Origin of the sequence: Ornithinibacillus salinisoli, assembly GCF_042684965.1 — a bacterium.
In the GTDB taxonomy this organism is placed as follows: Bacteria; Bacillota; Bacilli; order Bacillales; family Amphibacillaceae; genus Ornithinibacillus; species Ornithinibacillus salinisoli.
In genome coordinates this window covers 99,193-111,666 of the sequence record NZ_JBHUMI010000016.1, presented here as the reverse complement: position 1 = coordinate 111,666, position 12,474 = coordinate 99,193, and the positions used below count along the sequence as shown (strand labels likewise).

Annotated in this window: 14 protein-coding genes and 2 other annotated features; all 14 genes read right to left on the bottom strand. The window is 34.9% G+C overall.

Annotated elements, in window-relative coordinates; translation table 11 throughout:
* Positions 1-340 precede the first annotated feature (340 nt).
* Positions 341-913 (bottom strand): TVP38/TMEM64 family protein, encoded by a 573-nt coding sequence (locus ACFSTA_RS11135; protein ID WP_377556769.1) that lies wholly within the window; start codon positions 911-913, stop codon positions 341-343.
* A 74-nt stretch (positions 914-987) separates the two neighbouring features.
* Entirely contained in the window at positions 988-1,263 is a 276-nt protein-coding gene (locus ACFSTA_RS11130; RefSeq protein ID WP_377556768.1) for a DUF1294 domain-containing protein, read from the bottom strand.
* Between the two features lie 74 nt (positions 1,264-1,337).
* A complete protein-coding gene (gene rplT, locus ACFSTA_RS11125) occupies positions 1,338-1,694 on the bottom strand; it encodes a 50S ribosomal protein L20 (RefSeq protein ID WP_377556767.1) in 357 nt (118 codons plus the stop codon).
* 69 nt (positions 1,695-1,763) lie between these two features.
* Positions 1,764-1,958: a 50S ribosomal protein L35 gene (rpmI, locus tag ACFSTA_RS11120; RefSeq protein ID WP_377556765.1), complete on the bottom strand. Its 195-nt coding sequence runs from the start codon at positions 1,956-1,958 to the stop codon at positions 1,764-1,766.
* Positions 1,959-1,987: 29 nt separating this feature from the next.
* A complete protein-coding gene (gene infC, locus ACFSTA_RS11115) occupies positions 1,988-2,494 on the bottom strand; it encodes a translation initiation factor IF-3 (RefSeq protein ID WP_377556764.1) in 507 nt (168 codons plus the stop codon).
* A 105-nt stretch (positions 2,495-2,599) separates the two neighbouring features.
* Positions 2,600-2,727, bottom strand: a sequence feature (ribosomal protein L20 leader region).
* Between the two features lie 168 nt (positions 2,728-2,895).
* Positions 2,896-4,845, bottom strand: coding sequence for a threonine--tRNA ligase (gene thrS, locus ACFSTA_RS11110; RefSeq protein WP_377556763.1), 1,950 nt, complete (start codon positions 4,843-4,845; stop codon positions 2,896-2,898).
* Positions 4,846-4,914: 69 nt separating this feature from the next.
* Positions 4,915-5,138: a binding site (T-box leader), on the bottom strand.
* Between the two features lie 59 nt (positions 5,139-5,197).
* Positions 5,198-6,052, bottom strand: a complete 855-nt coding sequence (gene ytxC / locus ACFSTA_RS11105) for a putative sporulation protein YtxC (protein ID WP_377556762.1) — start codon at positions 6,050-6,052, stop codon at positions 5,198-5,200.
* Between the two features lie 149 nt (positions 6,053-6,201).
* A complete protein-coding gene (dnaI, locus tag ACFSTA_RS11100; protein ID WP_377556761.1) occupies positions 6,202-7,134 on the bottom strand; it encodes a primosomal protein DnaI in 933 nt (310 codons plus the stop codon).
* A gap of 5 nt (positions 7,135-7,139) precedes the next feature.
* Entirely contained in the window at positions 7,140-8,519 is a 1,380-nt protein-coding gene (locus ACFSTA_RS11095) for a replication initiation and membrane attachment family protein (RefSeq protein ID WP_377556760.1), read from the bottom strand.
* A gap of 56 nt (positions 8,520-8,575) precedes the next feature.
* On the bottom strand, positions 8,576-9,043 hold the full coding sequence (nrdR, locus tag ACFSTA_RS11090) for a transcriptional regulator NrdR (protein ID WP_377556759.1): 468 nt from the start codon (positions 9,041-9,043) through the stop codon (positions 8,576-8,578).
* A 20-nt stretch (positions 9,044-9,063) separates the two neighbouring features.
* Entirely contained in the window at positions 9,064-9,450 is a 387-nt protein-coding gene (locus ACFSTA_RS11085) for a cytosolic protein (protein ID WP_377556758.1), read from the bottom strand.
* A gap of 152 nt (positions 9,451-9,602) precedes the next feature.
* A complete protein-coding gene (locus ACFSTA_RS11080) occupies positions 9,603-10,631 on the bottom strand; it encodes a glyceraldehyde-3-phosphate dehydrogenase (protein ID WP_377556757.1) in 1,029 nt (342 codons plus the stop codon).
* A 359-nt stretch (positions 10,632-10,990) separates the two neighbouring features.
* Entirely contained in the window at positions 10,991-11,590 is a 600-nt protein-coding gene (gene coaE / locus ACFSTA_RS11075) for a dephospho-CoA kinase (protein WP_377556756.1), read from the bottom strand.
* Positions 11,591-11,640: 50 nt separating this feature from the next.
* Positions 11,641-12,468 (bottom strand): DNA-formamidopyrimidine glycosylase, encoded by an 828-nt coding sequence (mutM, locus tag ACFSTA_RS11070; protein WP_377556755.1) that lies wholly within the window; start codon positions 12,466-12,468, stop codon positions 11,641-11,643.
* Between the last annotated feature and the right edge of the window lie 6 nt (positions 12,469-12,474).

Sequence of the window (12,474 nt, the reverse complement as noted above, 5' to 3'; positions counted from 1 at the left end):
AAGAAATTTAATATAAAAAAAGTTTAACGGAGCGGACATGGCGTACGTTATTTCGTAAAATAATCTCATTTGAAAATGTAATCGGACATCAAGTACGTTATTTGCTCTAATTCGTATCAGAATACCTGTCATTTCGGTTAATAACGGAACAGATGTCCTATAAACCCCTTTATTACCCAATATTGTCATAAATAAGGGAAGAATTGTCCGTTTCCATTTCCCGCGGAAAGTGACTGGCCGCAGCGGAAAACACGTTTCAAAGTACTGCACATTTTACATCAACTTCAAATTATTTCCATTAAAATTAAACAATCCTTAAGAAAGCACCTAACATTTAACATTATGTGCTAACTTGAAAAAAGTCTTGCCATTTAATAATAACTTCCTTACGTCTAAGTGCATAGATGAGTGGTAGTAATGCAATTAAGAATGCGGAGAAATATAGAGGAGATAAATTCGCAATCCATTGTCCAATAGAGGTATAAACAAATGCCAATGGAACATTGGATATGATCGAAGATTTTGTATATTCTTTAAAGCTTGTAGAAATTTCGATTAAGCAAAGTGATAACAAGTGAAAATGGATAAAAGGAATGAGGCGTAGTAATGTAACTTGCGAAGTTGTTAATTCCGAATGCTTTCCTATTATTTTTTGCTTTAATCGCACAAGCCTATCAAACGTTCTCGGCATCCATCGAATAACGCCATAAAAAATGATACTTGATAATGTAATACCAATGACAGAGTAAAACGTACCAGCTACTGCACCAAACATAATTCCACCCGATATACAAATAAATACAACTGGAAGAAAAAATAAGGGTCTTAATAAATGAAAGCTAATAAATAATAATGGTGCCAATAAACCGCCTGTTTCAATAAACGCTAAAATATAAGTGCTAAATACCTCCATAATCTGCCTCCCTTAGAGCTTGATCATGAATATCCTCTAGCTTCTTAAACAAGTATATGACAATAGACGAGCCATTATGACAGGAAAACATTTATATAAACGAAAAAGACTACCTGAAAGATTATAATCAACGGCAAGCCAATTACAAAGGAACGGTGCTTTGTTTTATGTCGGAACGTTTTCATTCCTAGCAGAGATCCTATTGCACCACCTAAGATAGCGATACCCCATAAGGTGCGCTCGGGTAATCTCCACTCCCCTTTTTTTGCCTTGCGTTTATCAATTCCCATGAAAATAAATCCAATTATATTGGCAACTATTAAATAGAGTAATATTTCTAAATCAATCATAATTGTAGCTCCCTAATAATATATAGTTAAAAAGACCAAACCGACTAGTTTACTACGGTTTGGTCTTTCAATACTTACTTAAGTGCTGTTTTAGCTTTATCAGCTAGTTGAGCAAATGCTTTTTCATCATTAATAGCAAGATCTGACAACATTTTACGGTTAACTTCGATTCCTGCTAGCTTTAAACCATGCATTAATTTATTGTAAGAAAGATCGTGCATGCGTGCAGCAGCATTAATACGTGTGATCCAAAGTTTACGGAATTCACGTTTTTTCTGTCTACGGTCACGGTATGCATATTGACCTGATTTCATTACCTGTTGTTTTGCTGTTTTAAATAACGTTCTCTTCGAACCATAATAACCTTTAGCTAATTTTAATACGCGTTTACGACGTCTGCGCGTAACTGTTCCACCTTTTACACGTGGCATATTAATTCCCTCCTAATACAAGTCCATTGTATATATCCAAGTTAGTTTTTTAGTTTCAATTAAAGCTTCTTATTTAGGAAGCATTGTTTTGATACGTTTGTAATCTCCAGAAGATACAATCGCACCTTTACGTAATTTACGTTTTTGTTTTTGTGATTTATTCGCAAACATATGGCTTGTATAAGCATGTGCGCGTTTTAATTTTCCAGTTCCAGTTCTTTTAAAACGTTTTTGAGAACCTTTATGGGTTTTCATTTTTGGCATGTTGATTTCCTCCTCGTAAGCATCATTAATTATTGTTTTTCATTTATTGGAGCAAGCATCATGAACATATTGCGACCTTCCATTTTTGCTTTAGATTCGATGGTTGCAATATCTTTAACTTCTTCAGAAAATCTGTCTAAAACTTCTTTTCCAAGCTCCTTATGCGTAATTGCACGTCCGCGGAAACGAACCGTCGCTTTTACTTTGTCGCCTTTTTCAAGGAATTTTCTAGCGTTTTTCAATTTTGTGTTAAAATCGTGTTCGCCAATTCCTGGTGTAAAACGTACTTCTTTTACATTAATAATTTTTTGGTTTTTACGAGCTTCTTTTTCTTTCTTCTGTTGCTCGTAACGGTATTTACCGTAATTCATAATTCGACAAACTGGTGGTTTTGCATTTGGTGCAACCAAAACTAAGTCTAAGTTTCTAGTTGTTGCAATTTCCAATGCTTCTTGACGTGATTTCACTCCAAGTTGATCACCATTTGAGTCGATAAGACGTACTTCTTTCGCACGAATCTTTTCATTTACATTCATATCTTTGCTAATAGCCAGCCACCTCCAAATTTTTTTAATCCAGCTTCAGCTCCCGAAACAGTCGCTTACGCCTTCTTTACCGATCTGTCATTGACAAGTGTTTTTATTCCAAATAAAAAGTGGGCACATAAATGCACCCACACGTCTTTAATCGTAAAATTTAAAGATGTTATAACCAGTCAACTGCATCACAGCGTTGATCAGGTGAGAAGCGGGTGCTTCTACTTGTCTCAGATCATTTAATTTTAATCAACTTTTATACTGTATCATGTATTGTATAAACTGTCAACAGCAAAGTAGATTCCTTGTTTCACGAATACTAGTATAGCATATTATAGTAAGTTTGAATAGCCCAAGCACATTTTACAGCATGCAATGTGCTTGGGACTTATAAAATGTAATTAATTATTCTTCCTTAAAGTTTTTTCATCGATTTCTTGTTTGATTAGGTTTTTGAAAACTTCATATGCAAGTGTCTCTGAATCTTTCTCTCCATATCTTCTAACGTTTACTGCATCTTCCTTAATTTCATTATCCCCTACCACTAATGCAAAAGGAACTTTATCAGTTTGCGCTTCACGGATCTTATATCCAATTTTCTCATCACGCTCATCCACTTGAACACGAACTCCTTCGAGTCTTAACTTTTCAGCTACCTCGTTTGCATAGTCTAAATGAACCTGTGGTGAAACAGGAATAATTTTTGCTTGAACAGGAGCTAACCAAGTTGGAAATGCACCTTTATACTCTTCTAATAAGAAGGCAACAAATCGTTCCATCGTAGAAACAACCCCACGATGTATCACAACTGGACGATGTTCTTTACCATCTTCACCAATATATGATAACTCAAAACGCTCAGGCAATAGCACATCGATTTGTACAGTTGATAATGTCTCATCTTTTCCAAGTGCTGTTTTCACCTGTACATCAAGTTTAGGACCATAGAATGCAGCTTCTCCTTCAGCTTCCACATATTCCAGTTCCATATCTTCCATTGTCTCTTTGAGGATGCTTTGCGTTTTTTCCCACATCTCATCATTATCAATATATTTCTCTTTATCCTCAGGATCACGATAGGAAAGACGGAAATAATAGTCGTCAATTCCAAAATCTTTATACACGCGTTGTACGAGTTCCACTACACGGATAAACTCATCTTTTAATTGATCTGGACGAGCAAATATGTGCGCATCATTCAATGTCATTGCACGTACACGTTGTAATCCTGCTAATGCTCCCGACATTTCATAACGGTGCATTGTTCCAAGTTCGGCAATACGTACTGGTAAATTACGGTAACTCCAAAGTTGATTCTTAAATACCATCATGTGGTGTGGACAGTTCATTGGGCGAAGTACTAATTCCTCATTATCCATACCCATGACAGGGAACATGTCATCTTGGTAATGGTCCCAGTGTCCACTTGTTTTGTATAAATCCACATTCGCTAAGACGGGTGTATAAACATGATCATATCCTAAGCGTTCTTCTATATCAACGATATATCGCTCGATTTGACGACGGATTGTCGCACCCTTTGGTAACCATAATGGTAGACCTTGACCTACTTTTTGATTAACTGTAAAGATATCAAGCTCTTTGCCTAGCTTCCTGTGATCGCGTTCTTTACGCTCTTCTAATAAGTGTAAGTATTCCTCCACTTGACCTTGTTTTTCAAACGCTGTTCCATATATTCGTTGTAACTGCTGATTATTACTATCTCCACGCCAATATGCTCCAGAAATACTCAATAATTTAAATGCTTTTAATTTGCTTGTTGATGGAACATGAACACCACGACAAAGGTCAAAAAACTCACCTTGTTGATATATGGTTACCTGCTCCCCTTCAGGAATCGCATCAATCAATTCAAGCTTTAACTCATCACCAATATCCTGAAACATTTCTTTTGCTTGTTCACGAGAAACCTCAATTCGTTCAATTTCTAAGTTCTCATCAACAATACGTTTCATTTCTTTTTCAATTTTTGGTAGATCCTCTGGTGTAATCGATTGCTCAAGATCCATATCATAATAGAAACCCTCTTCAATTACCGGACCAACACCAAATTTAACATTTTTAAACAAACGTTTAACAGCCTGTGCCATCAAATGTGCAGTTGAATGGCGTGCAACATCAATACCCTCGGGGCTTTTATACGTTATTATTTCAATTTTTCCTCCAACAGAAAGCTCACGTCGTAAGTCATATAGCTTTCCGTCCAATTTAATTGCTAATGCTTGTTTTTTTAATCCCGGTGAAATAGAAGCTGCAATTTCTTCTCCAGTTGTACCGTTAGGAAAAGATTTACTTGCTCCATCTGGAAAGACTATTGAAATTTCCTCCATTTCGTAACACTCCTTTTCATATCGATTATTTTTTAGAAAATTAAAAAACGCCCACCCCTTTGCCTATTGCAAAGGGACGAGCGCTTGGTCACGTGGTTCCACCCTAATTCCCGCAAAATGAATTGCGGCTTCATCGATCTTTAACGCAGATAATACGCTTCTATCTACTTGGATATTCAATAGAAGAGTTCAAAGGTGGTAATCATATGATTCGTTGTGGAAGCTTTCAGCCTAGACTTCCTTCTCTGTACAACGGAGACATCAAATGATCATGTCCTTCTCATTACTTGTACATAATGCGATTTAATATAAATCACATTATAGCGTTTGTATCACATATAATCAAGCCTTATTATTGATTTTTTAAATAATATGGAAAAGGAAACTTACTATACGGTTCAAATTGGGCTCTTTCTTGAAATACATTAATAACAGTTAATGTTTTTGGTTCTGACGGATGGTCCCCATAAATCTTAACTTTTTTAGGTGCCATCGCAACTAATGGAGCAAGGTTAAGCTCATCACTATCTAGACCAACAATATATAGTGGCTCTTGTTGCATAAGCATCCGTAATTCCATTTTTGTAAATCGTTTACCATTAGACTTAAAAAAAGAAAAAGGGTTTCCTTGTAATATATGAATTGTATTATACCTTGGTTCTCTTTTCGTTATAAAATCTCGAAGCATATTAACAAATTCCTGATGATCTTCTTCCCGCTTAAATTCATCGATGGCCAATCCAACATAATAAACAACTTGATCTTTAAATGTCTTCAAACGAAAATTTACTATCGAATCAAAATGAACCGTTGATTTATTTTTAACATTTGCTATAAACAAAGAGTATAGAAGCTGTAATGGATCTTCTTTCGTATTTCTTACATGATGACTATCATCATCCTCTCCAGTAATAATCCAGTGGCTAATTTCTAATATCCTCTCAATTTCATCCGAATTAGAGTAATAATAAAAATCCTCAATAACTCCTTTAATCATTGCTGAGAGACGATGAGACTTAAATACGTCAACCATTGATTTAGCTACCGCTTGTAACGTCTCATTATTTACCTCTTGATTCTCAATCTGTAAATGATTCCCCCAATCTTCATGTGTTTTCCAATGCAGTTCAATTTTTTTGTTATAACGAAATAAATGCTCACAAAAACTAATTACTTCTTTATTCGTACTAAAATAAACATCCAGCAAACAACATCACCCTCATCCAAAACCAAACTGTTACATTATATGGACAAGGAAACAAAAAAATGATTAATAAATGAAAACTAGTAACTATAGTTACTGCTATAAATCCTTGTAAAAAAATAGCTAACAATTAGTTAGCTATCATTTACTCTCTATTCACGACGGTTATTTGCAAAAATAGGTACTTCTCTACTTACTTGTTTCACCCGTTCAATTATTCGTCCTGCTTTTACTGTATCAATATCTCCACGACTAGTTTTAGCTAAATGACTCTCAAGTTGTTCCATACTATAATTCGATGTGAAGAATACTGGCAAGCGTTCCATCATTCTGTATTGTAAAATTGATCCAAGTACTTCATCCCTGAACCAAGCAGATTGTGATTCTGCTCCAATATCATCAATCATTAACACATCTGCTTTTTTGAAGTAATCTATTTTCTCATTTATGGAGTCATCCTTAAATGAAGATTTAATCTCTCTTACAAATTCAGGCATGTAAATTAACATAGATGAGATATTATATTCTTTTAATTTATTTGCTAAAGCACCTAAGAAATAAGTTTTCCCTACCCCAAAAGGTCCATAAAAATAAATACCTTTTTGTGGTAGACCTCTATCTATTTGCTCCAAAAATTCGTATAGTTCTAGAATTGCATCTGTACGTTGAGTGTCAGAACGATCAATATCATCTATCGTTGCATGCAAAATTTCTTTTGGTACATATAAGCTTTGGAATAGATTTTGTTGTTCTTGTTGTTTTTCAGCAATAATTTTATGATGACATTTCTCATAGGATAAATGAATCTCATCATTATAAGCATGCAATACAGGGGAATAGCCCTGAAGCATATTTTTGCATGAATGAATGGAAGAGCAGTTTTCACATTGCTTTGATTGTGATTTATATTCATACAATTTAATTAGTTTTTTATCAATTTCATGTTGGGGAATAGTAGGATGCCCTTCCAAAAAACCCTTAATTTCCGGATCGTTTAATACCTCATCTTTAATTTTTTCATAGTTCTCTCTAAAGTTTTTGTTTTCTTCCATCCACCTTTTTAAGGTAGATTGTACTGGTTTCATAAAAATCATCCTTGGAAATTATTATTGTTTTTTTTACTTGAGAACTTCTGTTGCATTGCTTCAATTCTTGCTTGTTTCTCCGCATCGTCTTCAATTTCTACCTTGGATATATTACTCGTTTTTTTACTTTTTCTTTCCTTAAACCAATCTGGAATAACCTCTGTTGGTTGCTGTTTGCGATAATAATTATTGTTGCTAGTCTGTTTCTTAGCCGTACTAGCACGAAATCGCTCTCTTTCTCGTTTAGCGAATACCATTGCTTCTTTAGCCGATTTTAAATTTGCTCTTGACCAATGACTTGCTATTTTTTCTAGGTAAGCTTTTGATAGCTTCATATTGGTTTGCAGCAACACATAATGAATTAATACATTCATGACCGGAGAAGGAAGCCCCTGAGAAGTCATCACCTCTCGAATTACTTTTAGATCTTGATCGGAAGCCCGATTTCCACTTGATAGATCCTCTAACAATTGCTTGGGTGATATCGTTTCTAATTCTTTTACTAATTGTTCTTCCTTGGATAAAGCTTTATCTTCAGATCGATTGTCTACTATATGCTCATTTTTTTCAACTAATCTAACCTTCGCTTGAATTGGCTTCTTTTTATAAAGGTCATGACAAGCCTCTTTAAATTCTTCTACTTGTAAAATATTTTCATCAGTTAATGCCCACAAAATTGCTTTTTCGACTTCATGTGTTGCTAAGTCATACAATACCATCATTTGATTAATTACTCTTCTATTCCCTTTTGTTAGCACTTGTTTTGTCGGAATCATTCGCTGCTTTAACATTTGCTCAATCCAAGAGAAATCAACCTCTTGTAAGTTTGGGCCATCATTACCTTGATTTGTTGTAAGCGGTTCGTTATTTCCACTTCGAGTAGAGAATGTATGAAAAACTTCGTGAAAAGAAACCGTGATTTCACGTCCATCCTCAACATTGTTATTACTGCTTACATAATGCGACTTCAAAGCTTCAAATTTTTTATTTCCAATATGATGATATAAAAGCTGTGATAACATAGCATCTTGAAAAAAATCTTGCGGTGCAAAGGGACATTGTAATGTATAGGTAAAAATGGTTTGATCTGGACTAGTTAGTTCGTACGTCTTTAACAAGCCAATACCTTCCAATTTTATTCGTGCTTCATAAATTTCATCTAATGGAATATTTAAATAGTTCATCAATGTGTGGTGTGTTTGATGGGGAACTTCCTGCTGTAAGTCCATTTCATGTAAAAGGGTTTGATATAGCATGACTGCTTTTACACCGATCAACGGTTGATATAAATGGGTTAATGATTGGGTATAATCAGCTGGAATCGAGTTCCCTTTATATGCGACATGATAGCCATCAATAGGCAATATTTTTCCAATGTAATTCATGATTCTTCTTACCCCTTTTAATCAAATAAAAAGAAAGAGCCTATTGTTAGGGCTCGTTAAGATTCTTTTTTTTCGACATTTATTAATTCTTTTAATTCCTCTAAAAACACACTAATATCTTTGAACTGTCGATAAACAGAAGCAAATCGGACATATGCAACTTCATCAACTGTTGACAGTCTTTCCATTACCATTTCTCCGATTTCATTACTATCTATTTCAGACGCTCCAGTGTTACGTAATTCTTTTTCAACGTCAAGCGCGAGTGATTCTATCGTTTCAATGGACACTGGTCGTTTTTCGCAAGCTTTTATTAAACCCCGGATCAGTTTTTCCCTACTATACTCTTGTCTTGTACCATCTTTTTTCACTACAATTAAAGGAATTTCTTCAATACGTTCAAAAGTAGTAAACCGGAAACCGCACTGTTCACACTCACGTCTTCTCCGTATCGAACGCCCTTCTTCAATTGGTCGGGAATCTAGTACCTTAGTACTTTTATATTGGCAATTTGAACATCTCATCCTACAAAGCTCCAATCATGTTACTTCTTATCAATTAATGGTAACTCTTTATTTACTTGCTGATATAATTGCTGAATCAATTTTGTGCTATAGCCTAAATCAATTGGAATTAACGTTTCAGTAGTAACGGAGAAATCAATCGCAGTTTGATAAGGACGTACCATTATAACGGTTATAACAACAAAAGCCTTTTTACCCTTTTTAACATGAAGACTAATTTCACCATGCTCTTTTGAAATTGAGTTTATTTCGTATTTCTGGGAACTATTAAATAAGCTTTCTAAAGCAGCTAACGCTTTATCCTTCGTAGTCTTATAATACTTTGATTGTAATGCTGGATCCCAATGAGTTTCGCTCGTTTCCGCATGATTATTTAAGTACTTTGATACTTTATGACGAATAGCCATATATGTCAACTCCAGTAAATATATTTTAAACGACAGTATATTCTATAATCATTTTAACATGTTTCCTACAAAACCCCTAGTTATTTTTAGGCAAAAAAATAGAGTTCATTCTCAAAATAAGAGAATGAACTCTATTTATTACTTCTATTAAACTAGGAAATATTTACTTGTTTTTGATACAAGTAAGAACCTACATATTTAACTAAATCCACTACTCTTTTGGAGTATCCCCATTCATTATCATACCATGCGAGAACTTTGATTTTATTTTCACCCATGACCATAGTCGATAATCCATCTATAATTGCCGAATGCTCTGTTGTTGTATAATCAATCGAAACAAGTGGTTCTTCACTGTATTTAACGATTCCATTCATTTCATTTACTTCCGCATGTTTGAAGGCATGATTAACATCATCCACTGTAACAGATTCTTCTACATCTACTACTAGGTCAACTAATGACACGTTAGGAGTGGGTACCCGTAATGCCATTCCGTGTAATTTTCCTTCTAAATGTGGTAGTACTTCAGATAACGCCTTTGCTGCCCCTGTTGATGTTGGAATAATAGATTGTGTACAACCTCTAGCACGTCGTAAGTCTTTATGGGGATTATCCAAATTCTTTTGATCATTTGTAAAGGCATGCACAGTCGTCATAAGTCCATTAATAATAGAAAAACGATCATCTAATACTTTCACTACTGGTGCTAAACAGTTGGTAGTACAGGATGCATTTGAAATAACATCATCTTCCGCAACTAATGAGCCATGATTGACTCCCATTACTATAGTCTTATCAATATCTTTGCCAGGTGCAGTAATAACTACTTTTTTTGCTCCTGCTTTCAGGTGTAAGCCAGCGCTTTCATTTGTTTTAAACTTACCTGTAGCTTCTATAACAACATCAATATTGTTTTCTTTCCAAGGCAATTTCTCAGGGTCCCTCGAATTTACAATCATAATTTTTTTGTCATTCACTTCTAACGCTCCTTGAAGCGCTTCCACATTCCCGTTAAAAATTCCATGGACACTATCGTATTTGATTAAATGTGCCAGTGTTTCTGGAGGATAACTTGCATTAATAGCAACAACCTCTAATTGTTCATCTTGAATTGCTTGGCGAAACACCATTCTTCCAATGCGGCCAAACCCATTAATTGCAATTCGTGTTCTCTCCATTGATAGTCCTCCCAAGTGTGTTATACTTATTTCTCTATTTTTACAAATAGTATAACACATATAGTTGTAAAAGGTACATATTTTTTTAAAATTAATAAGAAGGAGTCTTTCGCATTGTTTTTGCAACTGATATATACTGCGATAGTATATCACTCCAGAAAAATATTACGATTTGCTCGGATTAGTTTTCCCCATTCACGTCTCCTTCTCTTTCTCTTAGGCCATGGAAAGCAACTACAGCATTGCATCGCACACGAAAAAGTGTTTTCTTTTACAAAACATCACTCCGAAATAGCATCACTCTTTAAAACACCCCAAAAGAAAAATCCTACGACAGGCAAGTCGTAGGATTTTCATAATTATAAGATTCCCCAATGTTTTAGGATTTCTTCTAATTGCCGAAAAGATTCATGCTTGGTACCATTATTATTGATTACAGCGTCAGCAAGCTTAGCTTTTTCTTTAACTGGGAGCTGTGACTGTATTCTTTGCTTCGCTTCCACCTCATGGGAACCATCTCGTTCCATTAACCGTTCTAATTGAGTTGCTTCATTCACATAGACCACAATGGTTTTATCCACAAAATGTGTCAATTTGCTTTCAAATAATAGGGGAATATCCAGAACGACACACTTTTCACCAGCATTTACGAATGAATCTCTTTGAAAAAGTATACTTTCACGAACAGCCGGATGAACAATACGATTTAGCTGTTCACGTTTTTGTTCATTCGTAAAAATAATTGCACCTAGTTTTTTACGATCTAAGCTTTTATCTTCTTGTAAGATTCCCGTACCAAACACGTCGACAATCTCTCGATAAGCCTTCTCTCCTGGTTTTACAACTTCTCTAGAAATTTTGTCTGCATCAATTACAGGGATATGAAGGTCATCAAACATAAGAGACACCGTACTCTTTCCACTGGCTATACTACCAGTTAAACCAATAACTAAAGCCATTACCAAATCCCCCTATTTCCATGATGTAAGAAAAGTCATGTGTAAAACTATTACTGTTTTTGACAGCTCGGGCAAACATGTGTACCACGTCCGCCAACCTTCATCTTAATAATTAGTTTCCCACAATTTTTACAACCTTGATTTTCCTGACCATAAACAAATAACTCTTGCTGGAACATTCCCATTTCACCTTGACCATTTACATAAGAACGAATGGTAGTTCCCCCTTGAGCAACCGCTTCTTTTAACGTTAAAATCGCCTGTTCTTGGACTTTTTTGACCTCTTTTTTAGTAAGTTTATTAGCCTTTTTCAATGGATGGACTCCAGCTCGAAACAACGTCTCATCAACATAAATATTTCCTAATCCAGCAACTACATATTGATCCAACAACACCGATTTAATAACGCGATTTGTCTTTCTTAACTTTTCATAAAAATAGTCAAAGGTAAAGCTATTATCAAAGGGATCTGGACCTAATTGATTTAGAGGCTTATGGAGAAACTCCTCCCCTTTTGGAACAACATGCATCGTTCCAAATTTACGAACATCGTTATAACGTAATTCTTCTCCGCTTGTAAACCGAAAGATCACATGTGTATGTTTTTTAACTGGTTCTTCTTTGGATACTACACTGTATTTCCCTTCCATTCGCAAATGGGAAATCATTGTGTAGTCATCCATTTCAAATAATAAAAATTTTCCTTTTCGATTAATATTATGGATGGTTTGACCCATAAGTATATGTTTAAATTGTTCCACATCATCCGGCTCTTTTATGATGTTTCCCCAAAAGACAGAGATGTCCTCTATTTTTTTATCTAATACAAATCGCTTTAACGTATTTTTAATTGTTTCAACTTCAGGTAATTCAGGCATCTTTTT